This window comes from Bradyrhizobium sp. Ai1a-2 (assembly GCF_000426245.1).
Taxonomy (GTDB): Bacteria; Pseudomonadota; Alphaproteobacteria; order Rhizobiales; family Xanthobacteraceae; genus Bradyrhizobium.
Genome location: NZ_AUEZ01000114.1, coordinates 1 through 16425, shown reverse-complemented (window position 1 = coordinate 16425; position 16425 = coordinate 1). Strand labels below are relative to the sequence as shown.

General features: G+C 62.5%; 16 protein-coding genes and 1 pseudogene. 12 read left to right on the top strand and 5 right to left on the bottom strand.

From position 1 onward, the window contains the following. A pseudogene (locus tag K288_RS55160) lies at positions 1 to 151 on the bottom strand (IS5/IS1182 family transposase); the annotation flags it as partial. Here K288_RS55160 and K288_RS55705 point away from each other — a divergent pair. Continuing rightward, positions 113 to 565: a glutathione binding-like protein gene (locus K288_RS55705; protein ID WP_343209508.1), complete on the top strand. Its 453-nt coding sequence runs from the start codon at positions 113 to 115 to the stop codon at positions 563 to 565. The pseudogene K288_RS55160 and the gene K288_RS55705 sit on opposite strands and share 39 nt — an antisense overlap. Positions 566 to 677: 112 nt before the next feature. Here K288_RS55705 and K288_RS0139305 read toward each other — a convergent pair whose 3' ends face one another. Beyond that, a complete protein-coding gene (locus K288_RS0139305; protein WP_027584377.1) occupies positions 678 to 1325 on the bottom strand; it encodes an alpha/beta hydrolase in 648 nt (215 codons plus the stop codon). A gap of 350 nt (positions 1326 to 1675) precedes the next feature. On the opposite strand from K288_RS0139305, the gene K288_RS0139300 reads away from it, so the two are divergent. From K288_RS0139300 to K288_RS0139260, 9 genes are all read left to right on the top strand, one after another. Further along, complete coding sequence (locus K288_RS0139300) at positions 1676 to 2830, top strand: cysteine desulfurase family protein (protein ID WP_027584376.1); 1155 nt, start codon at positions 1676 to 1678, stop codon at positions 2828 to 2830. A 93-nt stretch (positions 2831 to 2923) separates the two neighbouring features. Then, complete coding sequence (gene sufB / locus K288_RS0139295; RefSeq protein ID WP_027584375.1) at positions 2924 to 4420, top strand: Fe-S cluster assembly protein SufB; 1497 nt, start codon at positions 2924 to 2926, stop codon at positions 4418 to 4420. A gap of 60 nt (positions 4421 to 4480) precedes the next feature. Continuing rightward, positions 4481 to 5230 carry a Fe-S cluster assembly ATPase SufC gene (gene sufC / locus K288_RS0139290; protein ID WP_027584374.1) on the top strand — a complete coding sequence of 250 codons (750 nt, stop codon included), beginning with the start codon at positions 4481 to 4483 and terminating at the stop codon, positions 5228 to 5230. 18 nt (positions 5231 to 5248) lie between these two features. Beyond that, positions 5249 to 6574, top strand: coding sequence for a Fe-S cluster assembly protein SufD (gene sufD / locus K288_RS0139285; protein ID WP_027584373.1), 1326 nt, complete (start codon positions 5249 to 5251; stop codon positions 6572 to 6574). Beyond that, positions 6571 to 7818, top strand: coding sequence for a cysteine desulfurase (locus tag K288_RS0139280; RefSeq protein ID WP_027584372.1), 1248 nt, complete (start codon positions 6571 to 6573; stop codon positions 7816 to 7818). The genes sufD and K288_RS0139280 overlap by 4 nt, the downstream gene beginning before the upstream one ends. Then, positions 7815 to 8189 carry an SUF system Fe-S cluster assembly protein gene (locus tag K288_RS0139275; protein ID WP_027584371.1) on the top strand — a complete coding sequence of 125 codons (375 nt, stop codon included), beginning with the start codon at positions 7815 to 7817 and terminating at the stop codon, positions 8187 to 8189. Before K288_RS0139280 ends, K288_RS0139275 begins: the two co-directional genes overlap by 4 nt. 6 nt (positions 8190 to 8195) lie before the next feature. Then, the gene (locus K288_RS0139270) at positions 8196 to 8609 is read left to right on the top strand and encodes a VOC family protein (protein WP_027584370.1); all 414 of its coding nucleotides are present in this window, start codon (positions 8196 to 8198) and stop codon (positions 8607 to 8609) included. 206 nt (positions 8610 to 8815) lie between these two features. Continuing rightward, positions 8816 to 9205, top strand: coding sequence for an iron-sulfur cluster assembly accessory protein (locus K288_RS0139265; protein WP_027584369.1), 390 nt, complete (start codon positions 8816 to 8818; stop codon positions 9203 to 9205). 97 nt (positions 9206 to 9302) lie between these two features. Continuing rightward, the gene (locus K288_RS0139260) at positions 9303 to 9746 is read left to right on the top strand and encodes a TfoX/Sxy family protein (protein ID WP_027584368.1); all 444 of its coding nucleotides are present in this window, start codon (positions 9303 to 9305) and stop codon (positions 9744 to 9746) included. 144 nt (positions 9747 to 9890) lie between these two features. Here K288_RS0139260 and K288_RS0139255 read toward each other — a convergent pair whose 3' ends face one another. Together K288_RS0139255 and K288_RS0139250 are read right to left on the bottom strand one after the other, a co-directional pair. Then, a complete protein-coding gene (locus K288_RS0139255; RefSeq protein WP_027584367.1) occupies positions 9891 to 10958 on the bottom strand; it encodes a GGDEF domain-containing protein in 1068 nt (355 codons plus the stop codon). 353 nt (positions 10959 to 11311) lie between these two features. After that, positions 11312 to 12727, bottom strand: a complete 1416-nt coding sequence (locus K288_RS0139250) for a DEAD/DEAH box helicase (RefSeq protein ID WP_027584366.1) — start codon at positions 12725 to 12727, stop codon at positions 11312 to 11314. Between the two features lie 384 nt (positions 12728 to 13111). On the opposite strand from K288_RS0139250, the gene K288_RS0139245 reads away from it, so the two are divergent. Further along, positions 13112 to 14608 (top strand): caspase family protein, encoded by a 1497-nt coding sequence (locus K288_RS0139245; RefSeq protein WP_027584365.1) that lies wholly within the window; start codon positions 13112 to 13114, stop codon positions 14606 to 14608. 146 nt (positions 14609 to 14754) lie between these two features. Then, a complete protein-coding gene (locus tag K288_RS0139240; RefSeq protein ID WP_027584364.1) occupies positions 14755 to 16005 on the top strand; it encodes an FAD-dependent oxidoreductase in 1251 nt (416 codons plus the stop codon). 127 nt (positions 16006 to 16132) lie between these two features. Here the strand turns inward: K288_RS0139240 and K288_RS0139235 are convergent. Beyond that, positions 16133 to 16425 (bottom strand): IS5/IS1182 family transposase (locus K288_RS0139235; protein WP_027584363.1); only part of this gene is annotated, 293 nt, incomplete at its 5' end.

Below are 16425 nucleotides of genomic sequence, written 5' to 3'. Positions count from 1 at the left end.
CCTCATACACCGCACCGAACCGCTGTTCCAGGACCGACCAGTCGATCGTCCGCGAAAGCTTCACCAGTGCATGATCCATGTCGAGGATCGCGTCCAGCCGGGAGCGCAGAAGATCGGCCTGTCCGCTGTCGCGTCGTTCCTTTGGCTTCATCGTCCCCTCCGGTCAGACCGAGGGAATCACGACGCGCGATTCGGCGGTATCCTCAAATGCAGATTTGCAAGCTTTTGCGGCGTCAAACCCCGAAAGCTTGCAATCTCAAACCCCCTCACGACCGAAAAATCGACTCCACATCAATGGCTTGGGCGATTCTTCACGGACGACTACTTTGCGGGTGAAAAGTTCAGCCTGGTGGATGCGGTGTTTGCGCCGATCTTCCGCTATTTCGACGTGTTCGACGAGTTCACCGACCTTGCGGTGTTCAAGGACATGCCGAAGGTGCGGAAGTGGCGTGCGGAGCTGGCGAAGCGTTCGAGCGTGAAGGCCGCGGTCGGCGTCGATTATCCGCAATCGTTGCGCGCCTTCCTCAGGCAGCATGACGCGCACTTGTTGAAGCTTGCGGCGTAAACGGCGGCCTTCGTAGCCCGGATGGAGCGCAGCGCAATCCGGGGCTGCTCGCGACGCGGATGCAGTTGTCCCGGGTTACGCTTCGCTCCACCCGGGCTACGGGATCGCTGCCTTAGCGCACGTTGGCGAGGCGCATGTCGAGATAGCCGGTGACCGTTTCCATCAACGGCTCGAGCTTGCCGTCGAAGAAATGGTTGGCGCCGGGGATGACCTGCTGATCGATCACGATGCCCTTCTGCGTCTTCAATTTCTCGACCAGCGTGTTGACGTCCTTAGCCGGCACCACTGCGTCCTTGTCGCCATGCACGATCAGTCCAGACGAGGGGCAGGGCGCGAGGAACGAGAAGTCATAGAGATTGGCGGGCGGCGCGATCGAGATGAATCCCTCGACCTCGGGCCGGCGCATCAGAAGCTGCATGCCGATCCAGGCGCCGAACGAAAAGCCCGCGACCCAGCAGGCGCGCGCCTCGGGATTGATGCTCTGCGCCCAGTCGAGCGCGGACGCCGCATCCGACAATTCGCCGGTGCCGTGGTCGAACGAGCCCTGGCTGCGGCCTACTCCGCGGAAGTTGAAGCGCAGCACCGAGAAGCCGCGATGCGCGAAGGCATAGTAGCACTGGTAGACGATCTGGTGATTCATCGTGCCGTGAAACTGCGGGTGCGGATGCAGGATCATGGCGATCGGCGCGTTCTTCTGCTTGGCCGGGTGGTAGCGGCCTTCGAGACGGCCCGCCGGGCCGTTGAAAATGACTTCAGGCATCCGTGATCCCTTGAGTGATCCTACGCTTGACCCATGGTTGGCGCTGGGCAATCAACCGAGTTGTGCTGACTTCATCGGCCCCCGGCTGACAAAGTGGCTGGATTTACCGCGATCGGCGTCGTCAGGCGGCTTGCGCGAACGAACGACGCCTCGGTTGGTTTTTGAGGCCCGCGTTCTAGCATGAGGCGAGGGGCAAAAAGCAAGCATCTTGAACATCGCCAAGCGTGTTCAATGCGTTAGCTGGTGATTGCGGGCGGCGTTGCAATCACCAACTGGCATAACGCCGGCAGGATTCGAGCGAAGATCGCGGGCATGGACCAGGAAGAAGTGTTTAGGTATTATAATACTCCATGATGGACCGCGTCTATCTCGACTGGAATGCGACCACGCCGCTTCGCCCCGAAGCGAAAGCCGCGATGGCGGCGGCATGGGAGCTGTGCGGCAACCCGTCCTCGGTACATGCCGAGGGGCGGCAGGCGCGGCGGCTGGTCGAGGACGCAAGGAGCGCGATCGCCGCTGCGGTTGGCGGCAGGGCGCAGGACGTAGTCTTCGCCTCTGGCGGCACGGAAGCGAATGCAATGGCGCTGACGCCTGGGGTACGACGCGGTGGCGGCGCTCCCGCCCAGCGGCTCCTGGTGTCGGCGATCGAGCATGCTTCGGTACTATCAGGCGGGCGCTTTGCGCCTGAGGCGATCGAACCAATCGCGGTGACGCCGTCAGGCGTGCTTGATCTTGATGACCTCCGTAGCAAGCTTGCCGACGGCCCGCCGGCACTGGTGTCGGTCATGCTGGCCAACAACGAGACCGGCGCGCTGCAGCCGGTCAGAGAGGCGGCCGGCATTGTTCATGCCGCCGGCGGACTGCTTCACGTCGATGCCATCCAGGCCTTCGGGAAGATTCCGTTCGATCTCGAATCACTGCAGGCGGACATGGTGACGCTCTCGGCGCACAAGATCGGCGGCCCCAAGGGTGTCGGGGCCGTAGTTCTGGCGGGGGGAGTAGAGAGGCTCGAACCTCTGCTGCGCGGCGGTGGCCAGGAGCTCGGGCGCCGTGCCGGTACCGAGAACGTGGCCGGCATCTCGGCCTTTGGCGCGGCTACCAAGGCAGCAATGGCAAGCCTCGCGACCGACACTGTCCGGCTGAAGGCCTTGAGGGACCGGCTTGAGGCTGGCCTCAGGCAGGTTGATGGTATTATTGTATTCTCGGACGACGTTCCACGGCTGCCGAATACGACGCTGTTCACCGCGGCCGGGCTAAAGGCCGAGACGGCCGTGATCGGCTTCGACCTCGCCGGAATTGCGGTATCCTCGGGTTCCGCGTGTTCCTCGGGAAAGGTCCAGCCGTCGCACGTCCTGGCCGCGATGGGGTTCCCGCCGGACCTCGCCCAGGGAGCAGTGCGGCTTAGTCTTGGCTGGTCTACATCCCCAACAGACATAGATTTGGCCGTAAAGGCTTGGCTAAAGCTCGCCAATACCTTACTTAGAGGGGGACGAAACACAGCTTGAACGGTTCTAAGCGGGTTTTTCGTCCACTAAGCAACCGTACCACTCTTTAGAACTGATCCACCGCGGTCCTTGAAACCGCGAGCGGAGGATTGAATGCCTGCTGTACAGGAGACGGTCGACCGTGTCCGACGGATCGACGTCGATCAGTATCGATATGGGTTCGAGACGCTTATCGAGTCCGAAAAGGCCCCCAAGGGGCTCTCGGAAGATATCGTCCGCTTCATCTCAGAGAAAAAGAACGAGCCAGCCTGGATGCTGGAATGGCGCCTGGAGGCGTATCGCCGCTGGCTGACCATGACCGAGCCGACCTGGGCGCGCGTCCACTATCCCAAGATCGACTACCAGGACCTCTATTATTACGCGGCGCCTAAGCCGAAGAAGACGCTGTCGTCGATCGACGAGATCGATCCGGAGATTCTCAAGACCTACGAGAAGCTCGGCATTCCCCTGCGCGAAGTCGCGATTCTCGAGGGTGTCGAGCCGCCCCCGGGCGGGGAGCCGTCGGAGCAGCGCAAGATCGCGGTCGATGCCGTCTTCGATTCGGTGTCGGTTGCGACCACCTTCCAGAAGGAATTGAAGAAGGCCGGCGTGATCTTCATGCCGATCTCGGAAGCGATCCGCGAGCATCCTGAACTGGTGCGCAAGTATCTCGGCAGCGTGGTGCCGACGTCAGACAATTTCTTCGCGACCCTGAACTCGGCGGTGTTCTCCGACGGCTCGTTCGTCTACGTGCCGCCGGGCGTGCGCTGCCCGATGGAATTGTCGACCTATTTCCGCATCAACGAGCGCAACACCGGCCAGTTCGAGCGCACGCTGATCATCGCCGACAAGGGCTCGTATGTCTCTTACCTCGAAGGCTGCACCGCGCCGCAGCGCGACGAGAATCAGTTGCACGCTGCCGTGGTCGAATTGATCGCGCTCGATGACGCCGAGATCAAATACTCGACCGTGCAGAACTGGTACCCCGGCAACTCGGAAGGGCTGGGCGGCATCTTCAACTTCGTCACCAAGCGTGGAGACTGCCGCGGCGCCAATTCGAAGATCTCGTGGACCCAGGTCGAAACGGGATCGGCGATCACCTGGAAATATCCGAGCTGCATCCTGCGCGGCGACAATTCGCGCGGCGAGTTCTACTCGATCGCGATCTCGAACGGCTACCAGCAGGTCGACTCGGGCACCAAGATGATCCATCTCGGCAAGAACACCTCGAGCCGGATCATCTCGAAGGGCATCGCCGCCGGCAAATCGCAGAACACCTATCGCGGCCTCGTCACCGCGCACCGCAAAGCGACCGGCGCGCGCAACTACACCGCCTGCGATTCGCTCCTGATCGGCGACAAATGCGGCGCGCACACCGTGCCCTACGTCGAGGCGAAGAACTCGTCGGCGACGTTCGAGCACGAGGCGACCACCTCGAAGATCTCCGAGGACGTGCTGTTCTACTGCGTGCAGCGCGGGCTGAGCCAGGAGGAAGCGGTTGGCCTCGTCGTCAACGGCTTCGTCAAGGATGTGCTGCAGCAGCTGCCGATGGAGTTCGCGGTCGAGGCGCAGAAGCTGATCTCGATCTCGCTCGAAGGTTCGGTTGGATAATCCTCATCCCTCATGGGCCTGCCGTACCGGCGCCTTGGGATGACATCTAGGAAAACTGTAATGGCATTGCTTGAAGTGAAAGACCTGCAAGTCCGTGTCGAGGATCGCGAAATCCTCCACGGCCTGTCGCTGACTGTTAATCCCGGCGAGGTGCACGCGATCATGGGGCCGAACGGCTCCGGCAAATCGACGCTCTCCCACGTCATCGCCGGCAAGCCGGGCTATGAGGTCACGGGTGGACAGATCCTGTTCCGCGGCGAGGATCTCCTGGAGATGGAGCCCGACGAGCGCGCCGCCAAGGGCGTGTTCCTGGCGTTCCAGTACCCGGTCGAAATCCCTGGCGTCGCCACCATGAACTTCCTGCGCACCGCGCTGAACGCGCAGCGCAAGGCGCGCGGCGAGAGCGAATATTCGACGCCCGACTTCCTGAAGAAGGTCCGCGAGGTCTCCAAGTCGCTCAACATTCCGCAGGACATGCTGAAACGCGGCGTCAATGTCGGCTTCTCCGGTGGCGAGAAGAAGCGCAACGAGATCCTGCAGATGGCACTGTTCGAGCCGAGCCTCTGCATCCTCGATGAAATGGACTCAGGTCTCGACATCGACGCGCTCAGGATCGCGGCTGACGGTGTGAACGCGCTGCGTTCGCTCGAGCGTGCCATGGTCGTGATCACCCACTACCAGCGGCTGCTCAACTACATCGTGCCGGACTATGTGCACGTGATGGCCAAGGGCTCGGTGGTGAAGACTGGCGGCAAGGAACTGGCGCTGCAGCTGGAAGAATCCGGCTATGCGCAGTTCGAAGACGCCTAAGCCTGAACGGAATTCGTGATGAACGTCGTGTTGGCAAAAACCGATACCGGGCGCGCGGTGAGCACCAGCTTCGCATTTGCGCGCGAGCGGCTGCCTGGCTCGGGCAAAGTCGCCGAGCAGAGGCGGCAGGCCTTTGAGGCCTTTGAGCGCGCGGGCCTTCCGCATCGCCGGATCGAGGACTGGAAATATACGGACCTGCGCGCCCTGATGCGCGAGGTGCTGCCGCTGGCGGCATCACCCGATACGACAGCGCTGTCGCGCGCGGAAGCCGCGCTCAAGCTGCATGCTATCGAGGGCACGCGGCGGCTGGTGCTGGTCGACGGCGTGTTCGCGCCTAAGCTTTCCGATCTCGGCAAGGGCGAGAAGGGCTTTTCCGTCCGCACGCTGCGCGAGGTGCTGGAAACGGGCGACGGCGCGCTGCAGGGCGAATTGCTGGCGTCGGATAATTCCGATCCCATGATCGCGCTGAACACGGCGATGGCGACCGACGGCGTCGTGATCGAAATTGCCAACGGCACCGTGCTGGAACAACCGCTGCATGTCGTCCATGTGGCGAGTGTAGGTACGCCGGCCGCGATGTTCACCCGTTCGCTGTTCCGGCTGGGCCGCGATGCGAGCGCCACGCTGGTGGAAAGCTTTGTCGCCGCCGAAGGTACAGAGGCGTATCAGGCCTACGACTCCCTGATCGTTTCAGTCGGCGACAATGCGCGGCTCGATCATCTCCGTCTGGTCGAGGACGGGTTAGACGCTTTCAACATTGCTTCCGCCGCGGTGACGCTCGGCGCGCATGCGCAGCTCAACACCTTTGGCATGGTGTCGGGCGCGAGCGTCAGCCGCTATCAGCCGACCATCGTGTTCGCGGGCGAGGGCGCGCGGGTCGACACCAACGGCGTCAACCTGATCAAGGGCCGGCAGCATGCCGACACCACGATGTTCATGGATCACGCGGTGCCGCACTGCGCCAGCCGCGAAGTGTTCCGCGCCGTGATCGACGACCGCGCCCACTCGGTGTTCCAGGGCCGCATCGTCGTCCGTCCGGACGCGCAGAAGACCGACGCCAAGATGATGACGCGGGCGCTCCTGCTCTCGGACGAGGCTGAGGCCGACAACAAGCCGGAGCTCGAGATTTTTGCCGACGACGTCACCTGTGGCCATGGCGCGACCACCGGCGCGCTGGACGAGAGTCTGTTGTTCTATCTGCGTGCGCGCGGCCTTCCTGAAAGGGAAGCGCAGGCGCTCCTGATCCAGGCCTTTGTCGGCGAGGCCATCGAATCCATCGCGAATGACTCGCTGCGCGAGCACGTGATCGCGGCGGCACAGCGCTGGCTGGAGGCGAGGGCATGAGCACGCATCCGGCGGTGGCCAACGGTTCCTACGATGTCGCGCGGGTGCGCGAGGATTTTCCAGCGCTGGCGCTGCAGGTCTATGGCAAGCCGCTGGTCTATCTCGACAACGCGGCCTCCGCGCAGAAACCGAATGCCGTGCTTGACCGCATGGCCGAGGCCTACAAGACCGAATACGCCAATGTGCATCGCGGCCTGCATTACCTCGCCAATGCCGCGACCGAAGCTTACGAAGGCGCCCGCGCAAAAGTGGCGAAGTTCGTCAACGCGCGGCGCAGCGAAGAGATTATCTTCACCCGCAACGTCACCGAGGCGATCAACCTGGTCGCCTCCTCGTGGGGCGAGCCCAATATCGGGCAGGGCGACGAGATCGTGCTCTCGATCATGGAGCACCATTCCAACATCGTGCCCTGGCATTTCCTGCGCGAGCGGCACGGCGCCGTCATCAAATGGGCTCCGGTCGACGACGACGGCAATTTCCTGATCGAGGAATTCGAGAAGCTGCTCTCGCCGCGCACCAAGCTGGTCGCGATCACGCAGATGTCGAACGCGCTCGGCACGCTGGTTCCGATCAAGGAGGTCGTCAGGATCGCACATGACCGCGGCATTCCCGTGCTGGTCGACGGCGCGCAAGGCGCTGTGCATCTGCCGATCGACGTCCAGGACCTCGATTGCGATTTCTACGCCTTCACCGGCCACAAGGTCTACGGCCCGACCGGCATCGGCGCGCTCTATGCCAAGCATGAGCACCTGGTGGCGATGCGTCCGTATAACGGCGGCGGCGAGATGATCCGCGAGGTCGCGAAGGACTGGGTCACCTATGGCGACCCGCCGCACAAATTCGAGGCAGGAACGCCGCCGATCGTCCAGGCGATCGGGCTGGGCGCTGCGATCGACTACGTCAATTCGATCGGCAAGGAGCGCATCGCCGCTCACGAGCACGGCCTGCTGACCTACGCCCAGGAGCGCCTGCGCGAGATCAATTCGCTGCGGCTGATCGGCACCGCCCGGGAGAAGGGGCCGGTGATCTCCTTCGAGATGAAGGGCGCCCATCCCCATGACGTCGCGACCGTGATCGACCGCCAGGGCATTGCGGTCCGCGCCGGCACCCATTGCGTGATGCCGCTCTTAGAGCGGTTCAATGTCACAGCCACGTGCCGGGCCTCGTTCGGCATGTATAATACGAGGGAAGAGGTCGACCATCTGGCGCAAGCCTTGATCAAGGCCGGGGAATTGTTCGCATGACCGAGACAGCCGACGACGTCAAAGCCGCCCATGTGGAGACGAGCTCCGCTCTGCCGCCGGAAGAGACCGAGCGTCTCAGCCAGGAGATCGTGGCGGCGCTGAAGACGGTGTTCGACCCGGAAATACCGGCTGACATCTACGAACTCGGATTGATCTACAAGGTCGATCTCAAGGACGACCGCGGCGTCGACGTCGAGATGACGCTGACCACGCCAAACTGCCCGGCGGCCGGCGAATTGCCAACCATGGTGGAGAATGCGCTGGCCAGCGTTCCCGGCGTCGGCGTCGTCAATGTCAACCTGGTCTGGGAGCCGGCATGGACGCCGGATCGGATGAGCGACGAGGCCCGCCTCGTGCTCAACATGTGGTGAGGTTCGTTGCCGAAGCTATCCGGTGTCATCGAGACCGCACTCTATGTCGATGATCTCGACCGCGCCCGCGCGTTCTACACCGATGTGCTCGGTCTTGAGCCGTTGACCAGCGATTCGCGGTTTCTGGCCTTCGACGTAGCAGGCCGTAACGTGCTGTTGCTGTTTCGTCGTGGCGCCACGCTGGAGACGGTCCATCTGCCCGGCGGCAACATTCCGCCGCACGACGGCGACGGCCCGATCCACGCGGCCTTTGCCATCGCCGCGGACGAACTGCCGGCCTGGGAAAAGCGGCTTGGCGAGCACGATGTCGCGATCGAAGGCAGGACCGACTGGCCGCGCGGCGGCAAGAGCATCTACTTCCGCGATCCGGACAAGCACCTGCTGGAACTGGTCACACCGGGAGTATGGGCCATCTACTAGAGCATTGATCCGGAAAAGTGGAGGCCGGTTTTCCCTCGAGACAAACGCGAAGCGTTTGCGCGGAGGTTATGCTCAAACAGAGATCTAGGCGTTCGGAGAAGTTCTAGCCAATTGCGAACATGAGACCTTCACAGCCGGAATTTCGTTGTTATTTTTGAGATGACAGACTTTGCCGCTCTGCATCGTAGGGAGAGAGAGCCGCTGCAATGGACACTATCGCACCAGTTGCCAAGCCGAAGCCGCGGCCGCGCCCGCAGGTGATGAAACTGACGGATGCCGCGGCTGCGCGGATCACGGAACTGACCAAGCGCGCCGATTCCGAGATCGTCGGCCTTCGCGTCGGCATCAAGAATGGTGGCTGCGCCGGCCAGTCCTATACGGTCGAATACGCCCACGAGATCCGGCCGACCGACGAGGTGGTCGAGGACAAGGGCGTGAAGATTCTGGTCGATCCCAAGGCAGTCCTGTTCCTGCTCGGCACCGAGATGGACTACAAGGCCGACAAGATGCAGGCGCAGTTCATCTTCAACAACCCGAACCAGGTTTCCGCCTGCGGCTGCGGCGAGTCGGTGCAGCTTACGCCGGCGAAGGTGTAGGCCGCTCGCCAAGTACACGGACCTCATCCTGAGGAGGCCGCGTAGCGGCCGTCTCGAAGGATGGGCCGCGGGTGAGATCGGCTGAGCTGGCGCGATGATGGACCGCGAATTCCTGATCGATCTGTTTGCGGATTTCGGCCCCGTCACCATCCGCCGGATGTTCTCCGGCCACGGCATCTCCGCCGACGGCACCAACTTCGCGCTATCGCTGCGCGCCGGGCTCTATTTTCGCGCCGACGAAGAGACCATTCCGCGGTTCGAAGCGGAAGGCTCGAAGCCGTTCCAATATCAGACCAGCACCAGGACCATCACGGTAAACTCCTACTGGCAGTTGCCGGCGCGGCTGTTCGACGATTCGGAAGAGCTGGCGCAATGGGCGAGAGCCGCGCTCGCCGCTGCCCAGCGCGCCGCATTGCGCAAACGGCCGAAGGTGAGGAAGGCGGCGAAGGCTCCGACCAAGAAGGGCGCGGTCAAGAAGCCCGTCGCGAAAAAGAAAGCAGTGAAGAAAGCCAAACAGAAATCGCCGCGTAAGAGGTCCTGACGACGGTCGAGGATGGCTCATCCGTCATTGCGAGCGAAGCGAAGCAATCCATTTCGCCGCTTGTGCAGGCATGGATTGCTTGGCTTCGCTCGCAATGACGGGGGAAAGAGCGTATCCGAAAACGCGAAAACCGCCGCGAAGTCGTCAGGCCACGCGGCTGCGGATTTCGGCGGTGTATTCGGGGTCGACTTCGCAGACCACGCGGTTGCGGCCGGCGCGCTTGGCGGCGTAGAGGCAGGCGTCGGCACGCTCGATCAGCGCATCCGTGTCGTCGCCCGGCTTCAGCAAGGAGACACCGACCGAGATGGTCACGCGGCCGAGAATCTCGCCGGTGGACTTCTTCTTCAATTCCTTCGCCATCACGGCGCGGCGGATGTGGTCGGCCACCGTCAGCGCCTGGCGTAGCCCGGTGTTGGGCAGCACGACCGCGAATTCCTCGCCGCCGTAGCGCGCGGTGATGTCCTGGCCCTTGATCGTCTGCTTCAAGGACATGCCGACCAGCCGCAGCACCTGGTCGCCGGTGAGATGGCCATAGGAATCGTTGAATGATTTGAAATGGTCGATGTCGAACATCAGCAGCGACAGCGGCTGATCATTGGCGATCGCGGTCTGCACTGCCATCTCGATCGAGCGGTCGAAATATTTGCGGTTTCCGAGCCCGGTCAGCGGATCGGTCAGGCTTTCGGCGCGGATCGCCTCCAGGCTGTGCTGGAGATTGCTGATCTCGGTCTTTGACAGCGCAAGGCGATTCTCCAACGCCTTGTTGGTTTCACGCATCTCCTGCGTGGACTTCACAAGCTGCTCGATGATCGGCATGATCTGGTCGCGGTTCTTCGCGCCCGCAAGTTTTTCGCTGGCGCCGTTCAGGCTTGCGTCGTAGCTCGCGGACATGCCGAGCGCGTCCGAGATCAGCGTCATGACATCGTCGATCTCGCCGATCACACGCGCGCCGACCTTGTCGATGCGATCGGATGTCTTGATGTGGGAGAGATAGGTCTCGTAGATCTGTTCGAGGTCGGCTTCGCTCAGCTTACCGTTGCGCGCCAAAGTCTCGTTGATGATCTTGTTGAGGGGAGCGTTGTATCCGGTCGCGTAGACGTACCAGATTTCGTAGTTGCGGGGGACGGCGGTCTGACGAAGCGACCTGATCTGGCCAAGCGCAACCTCCGCAAAAGCCATCGTGCGTTCGTGTTCGTCCAGCAGCTTGACCACTGATCAAGTCCCCAATGCCGAGCCGCGCCGCGTTGCCCAGCCGCAATGACTAAATTATTGTTGCCACGCTAATGGAGGATAATGAACGCCCCGTAAACAGGGGAATCGCACGCTGCGCGCCGACGATCCTGATGGAAGAATCGGCGGCACAAAAAAGCGAAACAAGCCAAGAGATTAGAGCGTCGGTTCGAGTCGACCGGCGCTGTGCAAAAGTTACAGCGTTTTCAAGCGAAGTGGACGCCAGTTCGCATGGCAATCAAGTTTACGCAGATTGCGTAGACTTATCTGCGAAGAAAGCGCGTCAAACAAGAATCTAGAGCTTCGGTTCTGATTCAATCAGAACCGAAAATGCTTTAGACGCGGGCCCGCACGGGGCGCAGCAGAAACGCGGGCAGATGTGAGTGATCGGCCGGCTCTGAGTCGACCTCGCGCGGTGCGCGTCGCGGCTCCGGGCGGCCGATGGAAGGAACGCGCGAGCTAGCGGCTTGCGGCGGCTGCGCATTGCCGTTGCGACCATCGCGGCCATGACCATGACGCGGCTCGCGTTCGCGCCGCGGGTTGCGGCCGCTGCGCTCACGTGAACCGTCGCGGCGCCGTGCCTCGCGTGGCTGCTCGTCGGTCTCGCTCTCATCCGATTGAACCGTAAAGTCACCTTCGGCGCGCGGGATCGGCTGCCCGATCAGCTTCTCGATCGCGGTGATCGACTTGGTGTCGAGCGGCGTAACGATCGAGATCGCGGTACCGGTGCGGCCCGCGCGGCCGGTGCGGCCGATGCGGTGAACGTAATCGTCGGGATGATGCGGGACGTCGAAATTGAAGACGTGGCTGACGGCGGGAATGTCGAGGCCGCGAGCGGCGACGTCGGAGGCGACCAGGAGCGGCAACTCGCCCTTGCGGAATTGATCGAGCGCCGCCATGCGGGCGGCCTGATCCATGTCGCCGTGCAGTGCGCCGACGCTGAAGCCGTGTTTCTGCAGCGACTTGTGAAGAACGGCGACTTCGCGCTTGCGATTGCAGAAGATAATCGCGTTGTTGAGATCTTTGGCCTCGCGCAGCAGGCGGCGGAGGATTTCGCGCTTCTGATGCGGCTCGCGCCCTGCGGGCACCTGCGATTGCGTGACGGTGACGGCAGTGGTGGCGGGCTTGGAGACTTCCACCCGGACCGGGTTGTGGAGGAAGGCTTCGGTGACGCGCCGGATTTCCGGCGGCATGGTGGCGGTGAAGAACAGCGTCTGTCGGGTGAAGGGCACCAGTTTGCAGATGCGCTCGATATCGGGGATGAAGCCCATGTCCAGCATGCGGTCCGCTTCATCGATCACGAGCAGCTCGACGCCTGTGAGCAATAGCCCGCCGCGCTCGGTATGGTCGAGCAGCCGCCCGGGGGTTGCGATCAGGACGTCGACGCCGCGGGTCAATTTGCTGTCCTGGTCGCCGAACGAGACGCCGCCGATCAGGAGCGCCACGTTGAGTTTCTGTCCGGCGCCATAGCGGTCGAAGTTTTCCTTCACCTGGGCAGCGAGCTCGCGCGTCGGCTCGAGGATCAGGGTCCGTGGCATCCGTGCGCGGGCCCGGCCTTTCTCGAGGATGGTGAGCATCGGAAGAACGAAGGCGGCGGTCTTGCCGGTGCCTGTCTGGGCGATGCCGAGGACATCGCGGCGGGCGAGAACGTGGGGGATCGCCTGTTCCTGAATAGGCGTGGGATTGGTGTATCCGGTGGCCGCTACGGCGGCCAAGACCTTGTCGGAAAGGCCGAGATTGGAAAAAGACATTGAGCCTCTTGTCGACACCGCCGTTCGGAATCGAGGGTAAAAAGGCTGGTCGCGTTTCGCCCCGAAACGGCGTTGCTTCTCAAAAAAGCTCGGGGGCTCTGACTGACGCTGACGGGCGGCGAACTCGGGGAATCGCGTATCGATCCAAGGCCGCGTTGACCGGAACATAGGTTCGAAATCGCCAAAGTCAATCTGGGAACCAGGCAAATGGCCGAAAAACCTTAATGTTTTCGCACAAATAACGGGCGAGCTGTCATTTGGCCGTCAAATGGCGGGGTGGTACTGGGTGGGCCCGAAAGGTCGTAGACTGAACCGGTTGGGGCGGTGCGCCGACTATGGCATCGACGGTCGTGCGTTACGGGCGCTTGCTGAGCGGGGCAGAGGATGGGTGGTGTTCTTTCGAGAGTTCTGACGGTCGTGGGCATTGCCCTGGCATCGGCCACTCTCGGGGTGCCCGCACAGGCCGAAAAGCGCGTTGCGCTGGTCGTCGGCAACAATGACTACAAAAACGTCCCGAAACTGCAGAAGGCGGTCAACGACGCCCGCACCATGGGGGGCACGCTGAAGCAGCTCGGCTTCTCCGTGATGATCGCTGAGAACCAGAACCGGCAGCAATTCTCCGAGACGCTGCTCGCCTTCGACAAGGCGATCGAGCCCGGCGACACCGCGTTCTTCTTCTACGCCGGCCATGGCTTCGAGATTGCCGGCCAGAATTTCCTGCTGCCGACCGACGTGCCGGCGGCGATCGAGGGCCAGGAGGAGCTGGTCCGCGACGCATCTGTTCTCGCCGACCGCATCGTCGAGCGCCTGCAGAACAAGAAAGCACACACCTCGATCCTGGTGTTCGATGCCTGCCGCAACAATCCGTTCGAGCGGCCAGGAACGCGCTCGATCGCCGGCGGCGCCGGGCTCGCACCGATGACACAGTTGCCGGAGGGCGTGTTCTCGGTGTTCTCGGCCGGCCCGCGCCAGACCGCGCTCGATCGGCTTTCCAACGACGATACCAATCCCAATTCGGTGTTCACGCGTACTTTCGCCAAGGAGCTGCTGCGGCCAGGCAGGAATCTCGTCCAGGTCGCCCAGCAGACGCGCCGCCTGGTCAGCGAGGCGGCCGAGACGATCAGGCACAAGCAGATCCCGGTTTATTTCGACCAGATGGTGGACGACGTGTTCTTGAACGGCATGGCGAAAGGACCGGAGGTGGCGGGAGCTGCCGAGGCACCGCAGAAGCTTGCGGCATTGCCGCCGGTCTCGGTGCCGCGCATCCCGAAGGACGATTCCGTCAACGCGCCGATCGCGAGTTTCTCCCGCCACAATGGCGGCTGGACGGTGGTGTTCTCGATCGCCGACCCTGCGCTCGGGATCTCCTGGCGGATCGGCGACAGCGGCGATTTCCGCGAGACCGGATTCATCGACACGCTCGATCCACGCACCCGCAAAAGGATGCCCAATCCTTCAATCGAACTGGCGGCGGATGCGCCGGCCGGCACCATCCAGGTCCGCTATGTCGACACGGCGGGGGAGATGCAGGGACCGTTTCCGATCCGCTTCGATCCCGAAGCGGCACTGATCCGCGACCAGCGCAAGATACTCGACATGACCGCGACGAGCTGGCTGTCGTTCCGCGAGTTCAACGGGCTCCTGGTCTATTACACCCACCTGATGTCCTATCGCTGCGCGATCCGCGAGGTGCGTGTCGGCATTGACAGCGCAGTGCCGGACAAGGTGTTGAAGATGCCGCCCTGCGATCCGCGCGACCCCAGCGTGATCCCGCACGAGGCGCAGCCCTATCTTAAGCTTGCGCCGCAGACCAGGTCGGTCTCGGTGGAGCTGACCTATCGCGACGGCAGCGTGTCGGAGATCAAGACATTCCGGCGCTAAGCTCGTCTCTGTCGTCATCGTCCGGCTTGACCGGACGAGCCAGGATTGCAGAGGCGCCCGAGCTTAGTGGAGAGGCTGCCGCATAGTGGATGCCCCGCCTTCGCGGGGCATGACGGCGGAGGGCGATTTCATCGTGGAGACAGATCATGGTCGACAACGTATTGCAGCATCCGTCAGCGCGCAGGATAAAAGTGCGTTGCTGCATCGTCGGCGGCGGGCCGGCGGGCATGATGCTCGGCTATCTCCTGGGCCGCGCCGGCATCGATGTCGTGGTGCTGGAGAAGCACGCCGACTTCTTCCGCGACTTTCGCGGCGACACGGTGCATCCCTCGACCTTGCAGGTGATGGATGAACTCGGGCTGATCGACGGCTTCCTCAAGCTGCCGCACCAGCAATTGCAGAAGCTCAATGGCATGTTCGGCGGAGCCAAGGTGCGGATCGCCGATCTTTCCCGCCTCGATGCAAAATACCCGTTCATTGCCCTGATGCCGCAATGGGATTTTCTCAATTTCCTGCGCGAGAGCGGCAAACGTTTCGCTTCGCTGCAGGTGCTGATGAGCACAGAGGCAACCGATCTGATCCGCAATGGCGAAGCGGTCACAGGCGTAAGGGCCAAGACTCCGGAGGGCGCGCTCGACATCGAGGCCGATCTGACGATCGCCTGCGACGGCCGCCACTCCACAGTGCGCGAGTGCGCCGGACTCGCGGTCGAGGAGATCGGTGCGCCCATGGATGTGTTGTGGTTTCGCATCGGGCGGCGGCCGGACGAGAACGAAAACCTGTTCGCGCGCGTCGAGCCCGGCAAAATGATGGTCACGTTCAACCGCGGCGATTATTGGCAATGCGCCTATGTGATCGCCAAGGGACAATACGATGCCGTGAAGGCGAGGGGACTTGCGGCGCTGCTGGATGACGTGGTGCGGATCGCGCCGATCCTGAAATCAGGCATTTCCGAGGTTAAAAGCTGGGACGACGTGAAGCTCCTGACGGTCGCGATCAATCGCCTGAAGCGCTGGACGCTGCCGGGGCTGCTCTGCATCGGCGACGCCGCGCATGCGATGTCGCCGGTCGGCGGCGTCGGTGTCAACCTCGCGGTGCAGGACGCGGTCGCGACCGCCAATCTGCTGGCGGCAAAGCTTGCCGGCGGCTGTCCGACCGAGGATGAACTCGACGCGGTGCGCAGGCGGCGCGAATTTCCGATGAAGATGACGCAGGCGATGCAGGTCATCGTGCAGAACAGGATCATTAGCAGCGCGCTGGGGCCAGCCAACCAGCCGCTCAAGATTCCGTTTGCGGTGCGGCTGATCACGGCGGTGCCCTGGCTGCAGGGCATCACCGCGCGCTTTGTCGGGATCGGCGTGCGACCCGAACATGTGCAGTCACCGGCGCTTGCTTGAACGGTGCTTAGAGCGTTTTCGAGCGAAGTGGACACCGGTTCGCGTGAAGAAAACGCGTCAAAACAAGAATCTAGGGCATCGGTTCTGATTCCATCAGAACCGAAAATGCTCTAGGTCGTGTGGACAATTACCTTAGCCAGAGCAGTGTTGCGGCGATAGCGACGACGGCGAAGTAATTTCGTGCCGTTTTTTCGTAGCGCGTAGCAACGCGCCTGAAACGCTTCAGTTTCGAGAAGCAGCATTCGATCAGATGACGCTCGGCATAGAGGGGTTTGTTGAGCGGATATTTGATTGCCCGTGAGGGGTTGTTCGGAATGACGGCTTGAGCGCCTTTTGCGGCGATCGCGGATCGCAACGCATCGGAATCGTAGGCCGCATCGCCCATCACGACCTCCGCTGGGAGCCCCTCGATGAGCGGCT

What these genes read in the sequence shown, in the direction of transcription:
- K288_RS0139305 (WP_027584377.1), bottom strand. Translation starts at nt 1,325, where the DNA reads ATGCCTGAAGTCATTTTCAACGGCCCGGCGGGCCGTCTCGAAGGCCGC.
- K288_RS0139300 (WP_027584376.1), top strand. Translation starts at nt 1,676, where the DNA reads ATGATGGACCGCGTCTATCTCGACTGGAATGCGACCACGCCGCTTCGC.
- sufB (WP_027584375.1), top strand. Translation starts at nt 2,924, where the DNA reads ATGCCTGCTGTACAGGAGACGGTCGACCGTGTCCGACGGATCGACGTC.
- sufC (WP_027584374.1), top strand. Translation starts at nt 4,481, where the DNA reads ATGGCATTGCTTGAAGTGAAAGACCTGCAAGTCCGTGTCGAGGATCGC.
- sufD (WP_027584373.1), top strand. Translation starts at nt 5,249, where the DNA reads ATGAACGTCGTGTTGGCAAAAACCGATACCGGGCGCGCGGTGAGCACC.
- K288_RS0139280 (WP_027584372.1), top strand. Translation starts at nt 6,571, where the DNA reads ATGAGCACGCATCCGGCGGTGGCCAACGGTTCCTACGATGTCGCGCGG.
- K288_RS0139275 (WP_027584371.1), top strand. Translation starts at nt 7,815, where the DNA reads ATGACCGAGACAGCCGACGACGTCAAAGCCGCCCATGTGGAGACGAGC.
- K288_RS0139265 (WP_027584369.1), top strand. Translation starts at nt 8,816, where the DNA reads ATGGACACTATCGCACCAGTTGCCAAGCCGAAGCCGCGGCCGCGCCCG.
- K288_RS0139260 (WP_027584368.1), top strand. Translation starts at nt 9,303, where the DNA reads ATGGACCGCGAATTCCTGATCGATCTGTTTGCGGATTTCGGCCCCGTC.
- K288_RS0139250 (WP_027584366.1), bottom strand. Translation starts at nt 12,727, where the DNA reads ATGTCTTTTTCCAATCTCGGCCTTTCCGACAAGGTCTTGGCCGCCGTA.
- K288_RS0139245 (WP_027584365.1), top strand. Translation starts at nt 13,112, where the DNA reads ATGGGTGGTGTTCTTTCGAGAGTTCTGACGGTCGTGGGCATTGCCCTG.
- K288_RS0139240 (WP_027584364.1), top strand. Translation starts at nt 14,755, where the DNA reads ATGGTCGACAACGTATTGCAGCATCCGTCAGCGCGCAGGATAAAAGTG.